Genomic DNA, 18,547 nt, shown 5'->3' on the forward strand with positions numbered 1-18,547 from the left:
CGCCCCATCCACGTGCAGTGGGTGTCGCGTCTGCGGCGGGGGGACCGAGCCTGGGAGGACGTGCTGACCACCGATAGCCGCCTTGAGCGGGTGAAAGACGATGACGGCGCCGCGGAGACCGCCGCGGGGACCGCCCCGGGACCGGGCGGCCGGCGGAGATGGCGGCGGGCCGCGGGCCGGGCGGTCACCGTCGCGGCCTTCCTGTTCGTGGCGGCCGCGCTCGTCGCACCGGCCGAGTCCTCCAAGCTGACCCCGGCGGCGTTCGCGCGGGTGCCGCTGGAGGGGATCGCGGGCGTCGCTCTGATCCTCGCCGTGCCGGCGAGGGCGAGACGGTACGTGGCCGGGGCGGCGGGGGCGGTCCTGGGGCTCCTGTTCGTCCTGAAGGTCCTGGACCTCGGTTTCGAGGCCGTGATGTTCCGGCCCTTCGACCTCGTCCTCGACTGGCCGCTGCTCAGCCCCGCCATCGAGTTCGTCGAAGGGTCGGCCGGGCGGGCCGGGGCGGTCGGCGCCGTGATCCTGGCGGTCGTGCTGGCCGTCGCCGCGGTCACGCTCATGTCGCTGTCGGCGCTGCGGCTCGGCCGCGTCGCCGCCCGCCACACCAGGACGGCGGCCGGCTCGGCCGCCGTGCTGGGCGCCGTCTGGCTCCTGTGCGCCGCAATGGGCGCCCAGTTCGTCGACGGGGTGCCGGTCGCGTCGCGGAGCACCGCCGTCCTCGCCTACGACCACACCGTGCAGGTGCGGTCCAGCCTGAACGACGGGGAGGAGTTCGCCGAGGCCGCCGCCGTCGACGCCTTCCGCGACACGCCCCCCGGCAAGCTGCTGACCGGACTGCGGGGCAAAGACGTCGTCCTGGCGTTCGTGGAGAGCTACGGGCGTTCGGCGGTCGAGCACCCCGAGTACGCGCGGCAGGTCGGCGCGGTGCTGGACGCCGGGACACGGCACCTGGACGAGGCCGGGTTCTCCGCGCGCAGCGGCTGGCTCACCTCCCCCACGGCCGGCGGCGGCAGCTGGCTGGCGCACGCGACCCTGCTGTCGGGCCTGCGGGTCGACAACCAGCAGCGCTACCGCACCCTCGTCAACAGCGACCGCTTCACCCTCAACCACGCGTTCCACCGCGCCGGCTCGCGGACGGTCGCTCTCATGCCGGCCATCACCCGGGCCTGGCCGGAGGGCGAGTTCTACGGCTACGACAAGGTGTACGACAACCGCAACCTCGGGTACCGGGGGCCGCGCTTCGCGTTCGCCACCATGCCCGACCAGTACACGCTGTCGGTCCTGCAGCGCAGCGAACTCGCGGCGGACGACCACGCCCCGGTGATGGCGGAGACGGCCCTCGTGTCGAGCCACGCGCCGTGGGCGTCGATCCCCCGCATGGTCCCTTGGGACAAGGTCGGCGACGGCTCGGTCTTCCAGGGCATGGGCAAGGGCTACGACGCGCCGTGGCCGCCGCCCGACGAAATCCGCGGCGAGTACCGCAAGTCCGTCGAGTACACGCTGAACGCCCTCGTCTCGTTCATGGAGACCTTCGGCGACGAGGACACCGTGCTCGTCTTCCTCGGCGACCACCAGCCCGCGCCGGTCCTCACCGGCCAGGGCGCGAGCCGCGACGTGCCGATCACGGTCGTGGCCAAGGACGACGCCGTCCTGGAACGGATCTCCGGCTGGGGCTGGCAGGACGGTCTCAAGCCCGCGAAGAACGGTCCGGTATGGCCGATGAAGGACTTCCGCGACCGGTTCCTCACGGCTTTCGGCGGCTGACCGGATTGGCGGGAAGGCATCCCGGGAATGGTCAGTGTTGATCAGAATTGATCAGCATCCGCAGGTGCCGACCCACCTCCCCGCCAACTCCTGTGGAAAGGCCATCATGCCGTACCCACCCCGACGGCCGCATTCCCGCACGCCCTGGAAGTCCCGTCCCGGAAAGGCATTCCGCCCGCTCGCCGCGGTCATTGCGAGCCTCCTCGTCCTCGCCCCGTTCTCGCCGGTGCGCGCCGCCGTGCGAGACGTGCTGCCGCTGCACGTCGCCAACGAATCCGGGCGCACCGGCCAGGTGCATCTTTACATCGTCGGAACGGACATCGACACGGGCAGGCTCGGATACGTCGACGAGTCCGGAACGTTCACGCCGTGGCCGGCGGGTTCCATCCCGCCGAGCCCCGCCCCCGACGTCTCGATCAGCGGCCCGGCCGACGGCGCGACCAGGACGCTCCGCATCCCGCGCGGACTCTCCGGGCGCGTCTACTTCTCGTTCGGGGAGAAGATCAGGTTCTTCCTCACGCCGACCGGGCTCGTGCAGCCGGCACCGTGGAATCCGGGCGACCCCAACCACGACGTCCTCTTCGACTGGAGCGAATTCACCTACAATGACGACGGGCTGTGGCTCAACAGTTCCCAGGTCGACATGTTCAGCATCCCGCATTCCGTCGCGGTGACGAACGGCGCGGGCTCGACGACGCGAACCGGCGTGCTCGTCACGAATGGACGTGAACGAATCTTCAATGCCGTACAAGGCCAGGCCGGAGACTGGACCAGTCTGATCACGACGCGTTCGGACGGCCTTCGGCTCCGCGTCCTTTCTCCGGCGAAGGGCATCGACGCCGGTGTTTTCAGTCCCGCGTATCTCGACGGCTATATCAGCAGCGCATGGAACACCTACAGGACTCGCGCGCTGACCGTCGTGCCATTCCAGCACGAGCCGCAGAAGCGGTTCACCGGCCGGACCGGCGCGGACGACGTCATGCGCTTCACCGACGGCACGGGCGCCACCGTGGCCTCCTTCGAGAAGCCCGGCACGAAGGACGTGCTCGGCTGCGACGGCAGGCTCCACGCGCCCAACGACGCCGTGGTGGGCCCGATCGCGCGGACGCTGTGCGCGGCGTTCCACCGCTCGACGCTCGGCCACCTGCACACCCAGCCCACCTACGACTCCGGGCAGTTCTACACGCGGGACGTCACCGACCACTATTCGCGGATCGTCCACGAGAACATGGTCGACGGCAGGGCCTACGGGTTCGCGTTCGACGATGTCGGCGGGTTCGAGTCCCTCGTCCACGACGGCTCCCCCTCCTCCGCAGCGATCGGCCTGACCCCGTGGTGAGGACCCCGTGGTGAAGACCCCGTGGTGAAGGCGCCGTGGTGAGGGCGTCCTCGTGAAACGCCGTGGTGGGAGCCGTGATGAGAAGCCACAGCATGCGAGGGTGATGCGGTGACCTCACTGTCCGCCGAGCCCGGACGGCCGCCGGCGTCTCCCCGCGAGACGCCGGCGGGCCGTTTCGGGGCGCTGCGCCGGCACCGGCGGTGGCTGCTCGTGCTCGTCGTGGCGGCGCTGCTGGCCGAGATGGCCGTCGCGATGGCCGCCACGGCCGTGCGGCAGTCGCCGACCTCCGACGAACCCGTCTACGTGGTGGCCGGCGTCGAGTACCTCCTCGAACACGACCTGCGCCACAACCCGGAGCATCCGCCGCTCGGCAAGCTGCTCATCGGCGCCGGAGCGGTGCTCGCCGGCCCGCATTTCGACGCCGCCTACACGGGCTCGCAGACGCAGGCCGGGCGGCACCTCCTCTACGGGTCGGGCAATGACGCGCAGCGGCTGCTGCTGGCCGCGCGGATCCCGGTCATCCTCGTGACGCTGCTGTTCGGGCTGGTCGTGTTCGCCTTCGCCCGTGACCTCGCCGGCCCGGCCGCCGGGGTGACGGCGCTCGCCCTGTACGCGTTCTCGCCCGGCGTCATCGCGCACGGCTCCCTGGCGACGCTGGACGTGCCCACGGCCGGCCTTCTGGTCACATCGGCGTGGCTGGCGTGGCGTGCGCGCGGGCGGCCCCGGCTCCATGTGCCGCTGGCCGGGCTGGCACTCGGCGCGGCCCTCGCCACCAAGATGTCCACGCTTCCCGCCGTGCCGGTCCTGATGGCACTGGTGGCGGGGTCGGTGTGGTCGTCGCGCCGTTCCGTGCGCGCCGCCGCGGCGTCGGCGGCCGGTGTGGCCGCGCTGGCGGTCGCCGTCGTGTGGGCGTCCTACCTGGCCGTCGATCCGCGGCTGCACTGGACGACGCCCCCCGGCGTCCCCGCCGTGGACGGGCTGCGGGGACTCGCCGTCGCCCTCATGCCGTTCCCTGAGCCTTTCCGGGACGGGATGCGCCTCCAGTTCGGCTTCGAGGACCTGCAATGGGGCGGATTCCTGTTCGGAGACGCCTACCGGGGCACTCGCTGGTACTACCTTCCGGCCGCGCTGCTGGTGAAGACACCGCTCGGGACGCTCGCCCTGTGGGCGGCGGGGATCGCGGCGATGACGGCGCTGCCGCGGCTGCGGCCCGCCGCGCCGTACGTGCTGGGCACCACGGCCGTCCTGCTGGCGGCGGCGATGACGGGCACCCGCGACTTCGGCATCCGGTACGTCATCTTCATGCCGATGTTCCTGGCGGTGGCGGCAGCCGGAGTGACGCTCGTGCGATGGCGCTGGGCCAGGGCCGCCGCCGGTGGACTCGTGTTGTTCGTGGCGGTCAGTTCGCTGCGGACGTTCCCGTACTACCTGCCCTATTCGAACGAGGCGTTCGGCGGCCCCGCCAAGACCCGCCTGCACCTGCACGACTCCAACGTCGACTGGGGGCAGGATCTCTGGCGGCTCGCCGACCGGCTCCACGAGCGCCACCCGGGCGAGAGGGTCTGGCTCGTCTACAAGGGCGGCGGCGTCCCGGCCTACTACGGCGTCCACGCGTCCGATCCGCGCACCGCGCGCCCGGACGAGGTGCACGGGCTTCTGGTGGTGTCCAACAGCTGGATCTCCAAGCAGGACCCGCGGCTGGTGCCGCTGATCCGCTCCAGCGAGCGGATCGGCGAGGTCGGCCACTCCATCACCATCTTCCGCCGCCCCTAGGCGCGGCTCAGCGGCGGTGACCGTGGGCACGGGCCCACAGCGCCGTCCATCCGCCGGAGGCGAGCCAGGACGCGGGGACGCGCAGCCCGTGTCCGGCGATCCCGTCCCAGAAGGCGGCGGTGTCGGCGCCGAGTTCGCGGGCGGCGGGCAGGGCGCGCTGCCACGGGCCGTCCCCGTCCTTGAGCGTGGTGGCCGGGTAGCCGGGGACCCTGACCCTCCGCGGCGCCGTCACGGGCACCGGCTCGATCCCGGAGGCGTCGCAGTTGACGGTGACGATGAGCGCGCAGAGCAGCGGCTCGGTCGCGCGCCGCGCGAGGGCGCGGGCGATGACCGGGTCGTCCTGGACGGCCAGCCGCCCGATCGCCCGGCGCGTCCGGCGTCCCGCCAGGTCGAGGTTGTAGGCGTCGGCGATGGCGGGGACCTTGATGAGCCTGCGCAGCGTCTTGGGGAGCGGCGGCTCGCCCAGCAGGAGCGGGAGCTGGTCGAAGCGGTCGCGGAGCGACGGGTCCAGGCCGTCCAGCGCGGTTTCGAGGGGACGGTTCCCGGTCGCCGCCCAGAGTTCGATCAGGTCGGCCCGCTCCGTGGCGAGCGCTCGCCGGACGGCGGAGGCCAGCTGGGCGGCGCCCAGGCGGCGCAGCCGGACGAGAGCGGCGTCCGGCGGCGTCGCGGCGACGGCGGCGAAGACGCCGAGGACCCCGGGGGCCGTCTCCTCCCAGGCCCGGCGCGCAAGCGTCCCGAGCGCCGGGCCCGCGTCCTCGACGAGGCGGGGCGCGGCACGGCGCCGGGCGGGCCGCGCGGGCGGAAGCTCGTCGGGAGGAGGAGCGGGCTCCTCTTCGAGGGTGCCGGGAATCGCGGCGACCCAGTCGCGAATCCGCCGCTCCAGCTCCTCGTCCGGGTCGTCGTTGAACCTGGCCGCGATCTCGCTGATCCGCCATCCCCGCGAGGCGGGCCGCAGCGGGGCCAGTTCGGCGTTGACGACGAGCAGCCCGTGCTTGCCGTAGAAGCCGAGGAGGCCGGTGCGGCCCTTGCGGGCGTCGTCGAGATAGGCCGGGCCGGCGATGCAGTTGCCCATGTGGTCGGCCCATTCCGCCAGATCGCGTGCGCCGCGCGCGACCTTCACCCTGACCCCGGCGCCCGGGACGGCCTTGCCGTCCCATGCGAGCAGCGGCGCGGGGACGGCGAAGCCGCCGGTCAGCGCCTCGGCGATGGCGGTGCCCGACATCAGCCCGCCGGTGAGGGCGGACCAGGTCCGGGCGCCGCGCGGCGGGACGCCGCCGAGCGCGGCGAGCTGGGCGGCGCCCGAGACCGCCAGCGTGATCGAGTCGAGGCGGGGCGCCAGCGGTTCGACGACCGGTTCCGGGTCGTGGTCGAGCCAGGGCGCCCCGAAGCCGGGCACGCCCTGCGCCCGGTCGTGCCCGTGCAGGCGTGCGAGCGCGTCGAGCAGATCCGCGTACCACAGCAGGTCGCCGACCTTTTCCACAGCGGCCGGTTCTTCGGTGGCGGTGAGGCGCTCGTGGAGCGGCGCGGTGTCGCCCAGCAGGGGGCCCGACCAGGGCGGAATGCCGGCCCACTCGCCCGGAGGGCGCTCGTATCCCACGGCCTCGCGCCAGTCCCGCAGCCCGGTCGCCCCCCACTCGCGAAGCATCTCGTCACGGACGCCGCGCATCTCGTCCAGCAGCCGCTCGACGTCCTCGATGATCACGAGGGCGTAGTCGCGGGCGGACGTCAGTCGGGGCCTGAGGTGGGCGGCGAACCTGGCGTCCCTCGGGGCGCCGCCGGAGAGCCTGCGGTGGATGTCGCGGACGTGGGCGGCCGGGCGCGCCGGGATGCCGGTGAGCCCCGGCACGCGGCGCGCCGATTGCGCCGCGGTCATGTCGTTCACCTGCGCCGCCGCGGCGCCGATGAGGGCCGCCGAACGGTCCAGGCCGTCCTGCAGCCCGTGGTCGGCGACCGCCGTCGCGGTCCGCAGCAGCGCCGTCGCGCCGAGCGCGTCCTGGACGATCACCTGAAGCCGGTCGCTCCAGTACCGCTCGTCCGGCTTCCAGCGCGCGGCCTCCGCGAGCGACGGGTCCCTCACGATGCCCAGGGACGTCCGCAGCAGGTTGAGGATCCATTCGTCCTCGTAGTGACGGCGCCGCTCACGCAGATCGGCGACCCGGTCCCGGCGGCCCTGCGTCCCCAGCCGCCGCTTCCGCCGCGCCACCCCCGCATGGTGTTCCAGGACCCGTTCCCACAGGTCCAGGATCAGGTCGAGCCTCCGGGGCCGCGGGACCGGCTCGAACACCTGCCGCAGATGCTCCCCGAGCACCGAGGGCAGGCCGCCGGGGACGATGTCGACGCCCTCGGGCGCCTCCAGCGCGAGGACCCGCTCCAGCTGCTCGGGCCCCAGGACGTCGCTGGCCGCCACCGCCAGATGCAGCGCCGCCCACCGTCCGTCCTCCACGGCCCGCCCGGCCGCCGCGCCCACCCGTCGTGTGACCGCGGGCCCGAACAGAGCCACCAGGAATCCCGCCCGGTCCCCCAGCTGGCCCGCCTCGCGCAGGCCCACGGCCCGCAGTGCCGCCAGGACCGCGTCCCGCTGGTCCCCGCGCGCCCCGTCCAGCCGCGCGGACCGGAACCCCGCCCCGAGATCGACGCCCGCTCCCGCCGCGACCACTCCCCCGGCCCCGACGAGCCGGCCCAGTTCCGCGACGGCGTGCGCGACGTCCTCCCCGGAGGCCTCCTCGGGCCCCAGGGCGACGGCCTCCCCGGGACGGGCGTCCGCCTCATCCGGCAGCCGGGCCGGACCCGGCGGCCGGGCGGCCCAGGCGCACAGGCCCGAGGCCACCACACCCCACGCAAGCCGGATCTTCACCCGCCCCATGATCCCCGCCGGACCGCCCCGGGCCAACGGGGTTTCGGCGATCACCCCGGCCCGCATGCGCTCCCGTACCCGTAAGCGGCGATCCGTTTTCCCCGTCCTGTCGTCATCGCAGGCGGTGGTCCTGACGGGCTAGGGGCGGCCGCAGGCGCGGTCGAGGGCGTCGGTCAGCGTCGCGGGGTCGCAGGACGGGAGGACGGCGGCGAGATGGCCGTCCGGGCGGACGACGTGAACGGTGTCCGGGCCGGCCTGCAGGGTGGTCCGCAGGACCCCGTCCACGTCGATGTCGTCCAAGGCGCGTATCTCATGGGGGACGTCGGTCTCCGGTTCCAGCGCGCGGCGTCGCGCCGTCAGGACGACGAAGCCGGTTCCGAACAGGCGGCGCAGGCGGGTGGTCTCGCCGGAGACGGCGCACGGGCCGTCCGGGCAGAGGGTTCCGGGCACGGGCGGGCGGGCGGCCCCCGGTTCGAGCGGGAAGTCGTCCACCGGGCCGGACGGGGTGGTCAGCGGCGAGTCCAGGTACCAGAACGGTTCGGCGAGCTTGCCCGAGTCGATGATCGTGCGGGGTTCCGGGTGCGTCCGCGCCCGCTCCAGGGACTCCAGCCGGTGGGTGCGCTGCGCGGGCGTCTGCGGGACGAGGAACTCCATCGTCCGCGTGGTGACGCGGAGGTTCTCCCCCGCCGCGGCGCGGCGCTCGGTGTCGTAGGACGCGAGCAGCCCCTCGGGCGCCAGGCCGTGCCGGACGAACGCGAGCTTCCACGCGAGGTTCTCCGCGTCCTGGAGGCCCGAGTTGAGCCCGCGGGCGCCGAACGGGGCGTACAGGTGGGCGGCGTCCCCGGCGAGGAACGCGCGGCCGGAGGCGAACGTCGCCGCGCGCCGCTCGTGGAACCGGTACACGGTCGCCCACACGATCTCGTACGGGACGTCCCCGACGATCTTCCGGATCCGCGCGTCCAGGGCCCCGGAGGCGCGTTCGGTGTCGAGGTCGTGGTCGGCGGGGACCTGCCAGTCGATCCGCCAGATGCCGTCCGGGCACTGGTGGACGAGGACCTGCCGGCCGGGATTCCACTCGGGGTCGAAGTGGAACCGCCGCTCGCTCGGGAACGGCAGCTCGGCCCGGATGTCGCAGATGAGGAACCTGTCGGCGAACGTGCGCCCGGGGAAGCCGATGCCGAGCAGCCGCCGGACGGCGCTGTGCCCGCCGTCCGCGCCCACCAGATGGCTGCCCCGGACGGTGACGCCCGCGTCGGCCTCGACACCTCGCCCGTCCTGGTGGAGCCCGCTGACGGGATGCCCGTACCGCAGATCGACCAACGGCTCGGCGAGGGCGAGTTCGCGCAGGTGCCGCTCCACCTCCGCCTGGGAGATGTTGATCCAGGGCGGGACGGCGCCGCGCCCGGCGCCGGGGAAGGTGACCGAGAACAGCTCATCCCCGCGGTAGTAGGTCCGGCCGGTCGTCCACGTCACGCCGCGGGCGATCAGCTGCTCGGCGCAGCCGGCCCGGTCGAGGACGTCCAGGACGTCGCGCTGGAAGCAGATGGCCCTGGACCCGGACGGATCACGCCGGGCGGCGGCCTCCAGCACCACGCTGGGCACGCCGTGCCGCGCCAGCAGCAGCGCCGTGACCAGACCGACCGGCCCGGCGCCGACGATGACGACCGGCTCCATCACGCTCCGGGAGCTCACCTGAAAATGGTGCGCCTCCCGGCCGCCGCCGTAAAGGCGGCCACGCCGGGCGCGGCCGTGGCCGCGGTCAGGGCGTCGTCTTGGTCCGTGCCCGTTCGGCGGCCTGGGAGATGGTCTGGTCGGCGATCTGGCGGTCCTGCCAGCCGCGCACGTCGGAGCTCTTGTTCGGCTCCAGGTTCTTGTAGATGTCGAAGAAATGGGCGATCTCGTTGCGGATGTGCTCGTGCACGTCGTCCAGGTCGCGGAGTTCGGCGTAGCGGACGTCCTTGGACGGGACGCAGAGGATCTTCGCGTCGGGGCCGCCCTCGTCGTGCATCCAGAACACCCCGAGGCTGCGGACGGTGATCTGGCAGCCGGGAAAGGTGGGTTCGTCCAGCAGCACCATCGCGTCCAGCGGGTCGCCGTCCTCGGCGACCGTGTCCGGGATGTAGCCGTAGTCGACCGGGTACTGGGTCGAGGTGAACAGCATCCGGTCCAGCCGGATGCGGCCGAGCCGGTGGTCCATCTCGTACTTGTTGCGCGATCCCCTGGGGATCTCGACGATCATCTCGATCTCCATGCATGCCTCCCCGTGCATCTTCATATCCGCTGTCGGGTGGTTCATCGGGCGGCGGTTCAGTGGGCGGCGGCGTTCCAGTCGGGGCCGGTGCCGATGGCGACCTCCAGTCCGACGGAGAGCGGGTACGCGGTCGTCATGTGGGTGCGGACAAGATCCTCCACCCTGTCACGTTCGCCCGGCGCGACCTCCAGGACGATCTCGTCGTGGACCTGGAGCAGCAGGCGGCTGGCGAGCCCGGCGCCGGTCAGCGCCTCGTCCACCCGCAGCATCGCGATCTTGACGATGTCGGCGGCGGAGCCCTGCACGGGGGCGTTCAGCGCCATCCGCTCGGCGGTCTCGCGGCGCTGCCGGTTGTCGCTGGTCAGGTGCGGCAGGTAGCGGCGGCGGCCGAGGACCGTGCGGGTGTAGCCGGTGACGCGGGCCTCGGCGACGACGTGGTCGAGGTAGTCGCGGACGCCGCCGAGCCGCTCGAAGTAGGCGTCCATCAGCGGACGCGCCTCCGCCATCGGGACGCCGAGCTGCTTGGCCAGGCCGAACGCCGACAGGCCGTACGCCAGCCCGTACGACATCGCCTTGATCTTGCGGCGCATGTCGGGGGTGACGGCCTCCGGGGCGACCCCGAACACCTGTGCGGCCATCGTGGTGTGCAGGTCCTCGCCGGATTCGAACGCGGCGACGAGCGTGGGGTCCTGCGACAGGTGCGCCATGACGCGCAGTTCGAGCTGGCCGTAGTCGGCCGTCATCAGCGACTCGAAGCCGCCGCCGGGCAGGAACGCGCGGCGGATGCGCCGCCCCTCCTCGGTCCGGACGGGGATGACCTGGAGGTTCGGCTCGGTGGAGGTGAGGCGGCCGGTGGCGGCGACGGTCTGCTGGAACGTGGTGTGGATCCGGCCGTCCGCGCCGATCTCCCTGATCAGCCCGGCCACGGTGGCGCGCAGCCGCGCCTGGTCGCGGTGATGGAGCAGGACCTGCGGCAGGCCGTTGTCGGTCTGGGTGGCGAGCCAGGTCAGCGCGTCGAGGTCGGTGGAGTACCCGGACTTGATCTTCTTGGTCCTGGGCAGGCCCAGCTCGCCGAACAGGACTTCCTGGAGCTGCTTGGTCGAGCCAGGGTTGAAGCGGCGCCCGGCGATGTCGGCGGCCTCGCCGGCCGCGCGTTCCATCGCGTCGGCGAAGTGGCGTTCCAGCTCGTGCAGGAGGCCGGCGTCGACATGGACTCCGGCACGTTCCGCTCTGGCGAGCAGGCCCGACAGCGGCAGCTCGACGTCGCGGAGGACCTCGTCCATGCCCGTGGAGGCGAGGTCGGCGGCGAACCTGCCCGCCAGGTCGAGGACGGCGCGCGCGCTCAGCATCAGCCCGGCCGCCCCGTCGGCGGGCGGACGGCGCCCGAGGTGACGCCCCGCCAGGTCGGCGATGCCGTAGGCGGCCAGGCCGGGCAGCAGGAGGTAGGCGGCCATCGCGGTGTCGGCGGCGATCCCGGCGAGCCGCCAGCCGCGCTCACCGAACACGCGCAGCAGCGACTTCACGTCGTGCAGCGCCTTGGGACGGCCGGGGTCGGCCAGCCATTCCGTGAAGGCGCGCTCGTCGTCCTCGGTGAGGCCGGACGGTTCGAACGAGGCCGCATGCCTCTCGCCGGTGGCCAGCGCGATCCGGGTGACGTCGCCCGCGCCGCGGACCCAGGTGTGGTCGGCGGCCAGCCCGACCGTGCCGGCCGCGTGGGACCGGAGCCAGCCCGCCAGCTCGTCCGGCCCCAGCTCACGGCCCCTGATCGGCTCGGGCCCGGCCGACCCGGCCGGCCCGGTGTCCGGCGCGCGGCCGCCGCCCGGGTCGGCGGCGAACAGGCGCTGCCGGAGGCTGGCGTTGCGGAACTCCAGCTCGTCCAGCAGGGACGTGAACGCGGACAGGTCGTAGGGCCGCCGCCGCAGGTCCCCGATCTCCACCGGCAGGTCCAGGTCGCGGACGAGTTCGGTCAGCCGCCGGTTGAGCCGCACCGAGTCGAGCGCGGCGCGCAGCTTCTCGCCCGCCTTCCCCTTCACCTCGCCGGACCGGTCCAGCAGAGCGTCGAGGGAGCCGAACTCGCGGACCCACTTCGCGGCGGTCTTCTCCCCGATGCCCGGGATGCTCGGCAGGTTGTCGGACGGGTCGCCGCGCAGCGCCGCGAAGTCGGGGTACTGCGCCGGGGTCAGGCCGTACTTCTCCCGCACCGCATCAGGCGTGTACCGGATCATCTCCGAGGCCGTCCGGTAGAAGTACAGGACGGTGACGTCGTCGCTGACGAGCTGGAGGACGTCCCGGTCGCCGGTGATGATGAGCACCTGGAGGCCGTCCGCCTCGGCCCTGGCGGTGAGGGACGCGATGACGTCGTCGGCCTCGTAGCCGGGCGCCCGCAGCACCGGCATGTTCATCGCGGCGAGGAGCTCGTCCAGGATCCTCAGCTGGCTGCCGAACTCGTCCGGCGACCGTGACCGGGTGGCCTTGTACTCGGGGAACGCCTCCGTCCGGAACGTCCGCCGCGACACGTCGAACGCGACCGCGGCGTGCGTCGGACGCTCGTCGCGCAGCGCGTTGGCCAGCATGTTCGCGAACCCGTACACGGCGTTGGTGGGCTGCCCGGCGGTGGTGCTGAAGTTCTCGACCGGCAGCGCGTAGAACGCCCGGTAGGCCAGCGAGTGGCCGTCCAGGAGAAGAAGGCGGGGCCGGTCGGTCATGCATCCCATCCTGGCACCGGGGGAAGGTGGCATGAAACAGCCGGACGACGTGTTGGGGGCGACATGACGAAGATCGATCTGGGCAGGCTGGGGATCTGGCGCCCGTGGAGCGAACTCGGCCCCGAGCTGGCCAAGGACGTCGAGGACCTCGGCTACGGCACCATCTGGATCGGCGGTTCGCCGCGCGGGGACCTGAAGGTCGCCGAGCGGCTCCTCGCCGCCACCGACCGCATCGTGATCGCGACCGGCATCGTGAACATGTGGACCACGCCCGCCGATGAGGTCGCGGCGTCGTACCACCGGCTCGACGACGCGTACGGCGGCCGGTTCCTGCTCGGCGTCGGCATCGGCCATCCGGAGGCGACGCAGGAGTACCGCAGCCCGTACGAGACGATCCTGGCGTATCTGGACCGGCTCGACGCGGCGGACGTTCCGGTGGGCAGGCGGGTGCTGGCCGCGCTGGGGCCGAAGGTGCTGCGGCTGTCGGCGGAACGCGCCGGGGGTGCGCACCCGTACCTGACCACGCCCGAGCACACGCGCCGGGCACGGGAGACGCTCGGCGACGGCCCGATCCTCGCTCCGGACCAGAAGGTGGTGCTCGACACCGACCCCGAGCGCGCCCGCGCGCTGGCCAGGGAGAAGATCGGCTTCTACTTCCGGCTGACGAACTACGTCGCCAGTTTCAAGCGGCTCGGCTTCACCGACGAGGACGTCGCCGGGGACGGCAGCGACGCGCTCCTGGACGCGCTGGTCGCGCACGGGGATCCGGCGGCGGTGGCGGCGCGGCTGAGCGGCCACCTGGACGCCGGTGCCGACCACGTCGCCGTCCAGGTGCTGACCGAGCAGGGCGCAGACCCTCGTCCCGCGCTGCGGACGATCACCGAGACGCTCTCCCCGCGCTGACCCCGCAACGGGGGGAGGCGCGGGGAAACGGCGGGGGACGCGCCCGGTCGCGGACGCGTCCCCCGGTCGAACGGCTGGGACCGCTACTTCGTCGCGAAGTGGCCGATCATGTCCGGCACGGCGCGCTTGCCGGCCGACGCCTGCCTTCTGGCGAGTTCGTTGCCGTTGACGGTCAGGGTGCTGTAGGCGAACTTCTGGGTGACCGCCGCCGCGCCGTCGGTCATCTGGTCGAGGCCGCGGGGGTCGACGTTGCCGTAGCGGTCGCAGACCGCGTGATAGCACGGGTCGTACGCCTCGCCCGCGGTTCCGCCGTACACCTGCGCCTGCTCGGGCGTCTTGATGCCCTCGGCGCCGGTGAACAGCCCGCCGGCGGGGATGCCCGCGTCGATGAAGGCGCTGTAGTCCGACCGCCCGTTGAACGGCGACGGGTCGGTGGCGAGCCCGCGCTTGGCGAAGTAGTCGTTGAACGCCTTCTCGATCGCGCCGGACCCTGCGGGTGACTCGACGGGGTTCTGGCCCTCGCTGTTGTCGCCGTCGTAGACGAACCGGACGAAGTTCGGAGAGCCGATCATGTCGAAGTTGAGGTTCAGCGCGATCTTGTCCCGCTCCTCCTCCGGGAGGTTGGCCACGTAGTGGTTGGAGCCGAGCAGGCCCTCCTCCTCGGCGCCCCAGAACGCGAACCGCACCGTGTTGCGGAGCTTGGGCCCGAGCTTGTGGATCTGCTTGGCCATCTCCAGCAGCGCCGCCGTGCCCGAGCCGTTGTCGTTGATGCCGGGCCCGTCGATGACGCTGTCGTTGTGCGCGCCGACGACCACGACGTTGTCGGTCTTGCCGCGGCGGGTGTCGGCGATGACGTTGGCCGCCCCGCGCTCCTCGGTGAAGGTGTCGGTCTTGACGCGCAGCGTCACTCCGCCGTCCTGCGCCTGCTGGACGAGCGCCGTCCCGACGGCGCTGGTCGGGCCGATGACCGGGATGCCGTACGGCTTGGTCAGCGTGCCGGCGACCGGTCCCGGCTGGTCGGGGAGCTGGTAGATGGCGACGGCGGCGGCGCCGGCGGCGATGGCGTGGTCGGTCTTGAGGGAGAAGAAGCAGCCGCCGCGCTGGATCAGCGCGATGTGCCCCGCGGGGAAGCCGGCGAAGTCGTCGGCCTCGCAGCCGCTGCCGACCCCGGTGGCGCCCGGGTCGACGGGGGTCGCGGCGGCGGTGACGTCGCCGGCGCCGGAGTACTGCATGGTCGCGAAGTCGGTGCCGGGCTGGAACGTCTTCTGCCCGGGTGCGGTCTGCTCGAAGACCGGCTCCGACATTTCCTGCCAGAAGTCGAACGTGAACTTCTGGACGGTCGGGTCGTATCCGGCCCGTTCGAGCTGGTTCGCGATGTACTTGACGGTGATCTCGTTGCCCGGGAGCCCGGCGGCCCGGTTGCCGCCGTTGGCGTCGGCGATCTTCTGCAGGTTCAGCTGGTGGTGGCGGACGTTCTTGAGCTTGACCAGGCGGGCCAGTTGGGAGTGCGCCGGTGCGGCGGCCTGGGCCGGTACCGCGGCCAGGGTGGTGGCGGCGAGTGACAGCCCGGTGAGGGCTGCTAGCGCGGTTCTGCGCATGACTTGGTCTCCGTTTTGTGGGGGGGACGAAGCAACCCGAAGCCTGACACGCGTCAATTCACGCAACAAGACACGACTCGGCATCAAAACGGCCAATATTGGTCTCATTCGGAACCCGTATTTACAAGATCAGCATCCGTATCGCGATCACCGTCCGTTCCCTTCGCCACCACCGTTAGTGTCGATCATGACGGCACCACGGAAACGCGTTCTCCAAGGTCAGCGCCGGAATGGCCGCCCCTGCGGACGCCGTGACCTGCGGGAACGGCGAGAAGGGGCACGCGGGCACACGGCACCCGCCGGCCAGGGCGCCGAGAGCCGCGGCACACCCGGCGCGCCCGAGTTCCAGCAGGTGAGACCACTGGCCCCGGACAAAACGGCCTGAGTATGCTTCGTGACCCCTACCAGGTGGCCGCCGACGATCAGGAGTGGGCTGTTGTCGAGTCCCGAACAGGTGCATCGATCCCGGAGACGCCCCCGGACGAGCCCGATCGGACGAAGGATCGCACTGCTCCTGGCGATCCCGCTGGTGTCGCTCGTGTCCCTGTGGTCGTTCTCGGCCGTCCCGGCGCTGAGCGACGCGCTGGAGCGGATCCAGTACGCCGGGAACCACGACCGGGTCGGCCAGCCGTCCAACCTCGCCATGCAGGCGCTGCAGGAGGAACGTGCCGCCGGGATCGCCGCGCTGACGGCGCCGTCCCCCGCGAACACGCAGAAGTTCCAGGCGCAGGCCGCCAAGACCGACCGTGCGGTGGCCCTCTTCCGCAAGTCGGCGTTCTCCCCCGAGGCCGCGGAGAACAGAACCGCCGAGGCGATGCAGCGCACCCGGAACGTCGGCAACCAGTTCGACCAGCTGGCCAGCATCCGGTCCCAGATCACCTCCCGGAACGTCTCGGCGCTGGAGACCATCAACACCTACAGCGAGGTCTTCGACAACGTCGTCCGGCTGCTCAGCACGCTGGTGAGCATCGGCGACATCGAGGTCTACCAGCAGACCAGCGGCATCCTGTACATGTACTGGTCGCGCGACTTCATGCTGCGCGAGGATTTGCTGCTGACGAGCCTGCGCGGCAACCGGCTGAAGTCCGGCGGCCGGGCCGCGTTCGCCCAGTGGGCGGGCACCCGCGCGGAGCTGTTCGACCTCGGCCAGACCGGGATCGGCGGCGAGGTCGCGCGGACCATGAGCGGCCTGGTGAACTCCCCCGCCCTCGCCTCCTACGTCGCCCTGGAGAACGGCGTCGTGCAGCAGGGCAGGACCCCCGACCCGCAGCGGTGGCAGGCCGCCGTCAAGGCGGCCGGGCAGATATGGCTCGGCACGACCTACAAGGCCGGCGAAGTCATCCAGCACGACGAGGTCGAGCCCGCCGCCCAGCGGATCATGCTGCGGGTCTACCTGGCGGGCGGCCTCGGGCTGCTGGCCGTGATCGCGTCCATCGCGCTGTCGCTGCTGTTCGCCCGCAGGCACGCCCACGAGCTCAGGAGCCTGCAGCGGTCGGCGCAGGAGCTGGCGAACGACCGGCTGCCCCGCGTCGTCGAGCGGCTGCGGCGCGGCGAGCGCGTGGACCTGGAGGCGGAGACGCCCGGCCCGGCGGCCGGAAGGACCCGCGAGGTGGCCCTGGTCAGCGAGGCGTTCGACACCGTCCAGCGGACGGCCATCAGCACCGCGATCGGTGAGGCGGACCTGCGCGCGAGCATCAACCGGGTCTTCGTCAACCTGTCGTGGCGCAGCCAGTCGCTCCTGCACCGGCAGCTGCGGCTGCTGGACCAGATGGAGCGGCGCGCCTCCAGCCCCGAGGAGCTCGACGACCTGTTCCGCCTCGACCACCTGACCACCCGCATGCGGCGGCACGCCGAGGGCCTGGTCATCCTGTCCGGCTCGCCGACCGTCCGGGCCTGGGACCATCCGGTCGCGGCCGAGGACGTGGTGCGCGCGGCGATCGCGGAGGTGGAGGACTACACCCGGGTGGAGCTGACCGGGGAGTCGTCGGCCGCGGTCTCCGGCGGCGTGGTCGCCGACGTCATCCATCTGCTGGCCGAGCTGATCGAGAACGCGACGATGTTCTCGCCGCCCGCCACCGAGGTCACCGTCAAGGTCGAGACCGTCGCCAACGGACTGGCCGTGGAGGTGGTCGACCGGGGCCTCGGGCTCAACACGCAGGAACGGGACGAGCTGAACCGGCGGCTGGCCAGCGCGGTGGAGTTCGACCTGGTCGACACCGAACGTCTCGGCCTGTTCGTCGTCGCGCGGCTGGCCGCCCGGCACGACATCAAGGTCTCGCTGCAGCCGTCGCCGTACGGCGGCACCACCGCGATCGTCCTCGTCCCGCACTCCCTGGTCGTCCTGAGCGACGACTGGCATTCCTCCCGCGGCCTCGGCGCCGGCACGCAGCAGCCGGTCGGGGCGGCGGCCGCGGCCGGATCCCCGCCGCCGCTCGGCCGCCCGGCCCGCCCGGCCCGCCCGGCGCTCCCGGCCGCCGACCAGCCGCCCGCACCGTCCGGCGAGCCGCCGCCGGGACCCGTTCTCGACCCGGGCCGCGTTTTCGACCCGGGCCCTGTTCTGGACCCGGGCCCTGTTCTCAGCCCCGGCCCCGCCTACGACCCGGCGCAGCCGGGCGATGCGCTCGCCGGCGGCCGCGGCCGCCGGTCCGGCGAGGATCCGGAGGCGGGCGGCATCGAGGACAGCGAGATCACCGGCAGGCTCCCGCGCCGGGTACGCCGTGCCCACCTGGCACCTCAGCTGCGCAAGCGTCCCGCACGGCGGAACGCCGAATCATCCCGGGGGGCCGACGACGACTTCGACGAGCCCAGTCCGGAGTTCAGCCGCGACCTGATGGCCTCACTACAGTCGGGTTGGCTGCGCGGCAGGAACGCCGACGACGAACCGGGCGATCTCGATCCACGCGACGAATGGGGGGACTCATGATGGGGCAGAGCCACGCCACGGGCGAGCTCGACTGGCTGCTCGACGACCTGGTGGAACGGGTCGGCGAGGTCCACCAGGCCGTCCTGCTGTCCCGGGACGGGCTGGTCATGGGCGCGTCGAAGGGCGTCACCCGCAAGGACTCGGAGTTCCTGGCGGCACTGTCGTCCGGCTTCCACAGCCTGGCCAACGGGGCGCGCGAGCACTTCGAGGCCAAGCAGGTGCGGCAGACCGTCGTCGAACTGGACGGCATGCTGTTCTTCATCATCCCCGCCGGCAGCGGCAGCTGCCTGGCGGTGCTGAGCGACGCCGGAGGCAACGCCGGGCTGGTCGCCTACGAGACCACCATGCTGATCAAGCGGGTGCGCCGGCAGCTCAGCGCGTCGCCCCGGACCCCGGACGACGCGCAGGACCCCTCGCTGCATTCGGGTGCCTCGGGCTGAGCC

The 18,547-nt window shown here is 72.6% G+C and carries 11 protein-coding genes; 6 read left to right on the forward strand and 5 right to left on the reverse strand.

All coding sequences use genetic code 11. The annotated features are described in order from the left end of the window. The first annotated feature begins 60 nt into the window (after positions 1–60). From ACGFK0_RS23500 to ACGFK0_RS23510, 3 genes are all read left to right on the forward strand, one after another. Positions 61–1,758, forward strand: a complete 1,698-nt coding sequence (locus ACGFK0_RS23500) for a sulfatase-like hydrolase/transferase (protein WP_392908066.1) — start codon at positions 61–63, stop codon at positions 1,756–1,758. Positions 1,759–1,864: 106 nt separating this feature from the next. Beyond that, positions 1,865–3,097, forward strand: coding sequence for a beta-1,3-glucanase family protein (locus ACGFK0_RS23505; RefSeq protein WP_392908068.1), 1,233 nt, complete (start codon positions 1,865–1,867; stop codon positions 3,095–3,097). A 108-nt stretch (positions 3,098–3,205) separates the two neighbouring features. After that, a complete protein-coding gene (locus ACGFK0_RS23510; protein ID WP_392908071.1) occupies positions 3,206–4,870 on the forward strand; it encodes an ArnT family glycosyltransferase in 1,665 nt (554 codons plus the stop codon). Positions 4,871–4,877: 7 nt separating this feature from the next. Here ACGFK0_RS23510 and ACGFK0_RS23515 read toward each other — a convergent pair whose 3' ends face one another. From ACGFK0_RS23515 to polA, 4 genes are all read right to left on the reverse strand, one after another. Further along, positions 4,878–7,724 (reverse strand): hypothetical protein, encoded by a 2,847-nt coding sequence (locus ACGFK0_RS23515; RefSeq protein WP_392908073.1) that lies wholly within the window; start codon positions 7,722–7,724, stop codon positions 4,878–4,880. Positions 7,725–7,862: 138 nt separating this feature from the next. Beyond that, a complete protein-coding gene (locus tag ACGFK0_RS23520) occupies positions 7,863–9,416 on the reverse strand; it encodes an FAD-dependent monooxygenase (protein WP_392908076.1) in 1,554 nt (517 codons plus the stop codon). A gap of 67 nt (positions 9,417–9,483) precedes the next feature. After that, entirely contained in the window at positions 9,484–9,975 is a 492-nt protein-coding gene (locus ACGFK0_RS23525; RefSeq protein ID WP_392908078.1) for an inorganic diphosphatase, read from the reverse strand. A gap of 56 nt (positions 9,976–10,031) precedes the next feature. Further along, complete coding sequence (polA, locus tag ACGFK0_RS23530) at positions 10,032–12,680, reverse strand: DNA polymerase I (RefSeq protein WP_392908080.1); 2,649 nt, start codon at positions 12,678–12,680, stop codon at positions 10,032–10,034. A 63-nt stretch (positions 12,681–12,743) separates the two neighbouring features. On the opposite strand from polA, the gene ACGFK0_RS23535 reads away from it, so the two are divergent. Further along, a complete protein-coding gene (locus ACGFK0_RS23535) occupies positions 12,744–13,583 on the forward strand; it encodes an LLM class F420-dependent oxidoreductase (protein ID WP_392908082.1) in 840 nt (279 codons plus the stop codon). Positions 13,584–13,666: 83 nt separating this feature from the next. On the opposite strand, the gene ACGFK0_RS23540 is transcribed toward ACGFK0_RS23535, so the two are convergent. Continuing rightward, positions 13,667–15,181: a M20/M25/M40 family metallo-hydrolase gene (locus tag ACGFK0_RS23540; RefSeq protein WP_392908084.1), complete on the reverse strand. Its 1,515-nt coding sequence runs from the start codon at positions 15,179–15,181 to the stop codon at positions 13,667–13,669. Between the two features lie 436 nt (positions 15,182–15,617). Between ACGFK0_RS23540 and ACGFK0_RS23545 the strand changes: the two genes are divergently transcribed. Next, the gene (locus ACGFK0_RS23545) at positions 15,618–18,104 is read left to right on the forward strand and encodes a nitrate- and nitrite sensing domain-containing protein (protein ID WP_392908086.1); all 2,487 of its coding nucleotides are present in this window, start codon (positions 15,618–15,620) and stop codon (positions 18,102–18,104) included. Then, entirely contained in the window at positions 18,101–18,544 is a 444-nt protein-coding gene (locus tag ACGFK0_RS23550) for a roadblock/LC7 domain-containing protein (protein ID WP_392908088.1), read from the forward strand. Before ACGFK0_RS23545 ends, ACGFK0_RS23550 begins: the two co-directional genes overlap by 4 nt. Positions 18,545–18,547 lie beyond the last annotated feature (3 nt).

The organism is Spirillospora sp. NPDC048823, assembly GCF_043198445.1.
Lineage (GTDB): Bacteria > Actinomycetota > Actinomycetes > Streptosporangiales > Streptosporangiaceae > Spirillospora.

Coding starts and splice junctions, on each gene's coding strand:
- ACGFK0_RS23540 (WP_392908084.1), bottom strand. CDS start 15,181: ATGCGCAGAACCGCGCTAGCAGCCCTCACCGGGCTGTCACTCGCCGCC.
- polA (WP_392908080.1), bottom strand. CDS start 12,680: ATGACCGACCGGCCCCGCCTTCTTCTCCTGGACGGCCACTCGCTGGCC.
- ACGFK0_RS23505 (WP_392908068.1), top strand. CDS start 1,865: ATGCCGTACCCACCCCGACGGCCGCATTCCCGCACGCCCTGGAAGTCC.
- ACGFK0_RS23550 (WP_392908088.1), top strand. CDS start 18,101: ATGATGGGGCAGAGCCACGCCACGGGCGAGCTCGACTGGCTGCTCGAC.
- ACGFK0_RS23525 (WP_392908078.1), bottom strand. CDS start 9,975: ATGGAGATCGAGATGATCGTCGAGATCCCCAGGGGATCGCGCAACAAG.
- ACGFK0_RS23535 (WP_392908082.1), top strand. CDS start 12,744: ATGACGAAGATCGATCTGGGCAGGCTGGGGATCTGGCGCCCGTGGAGC.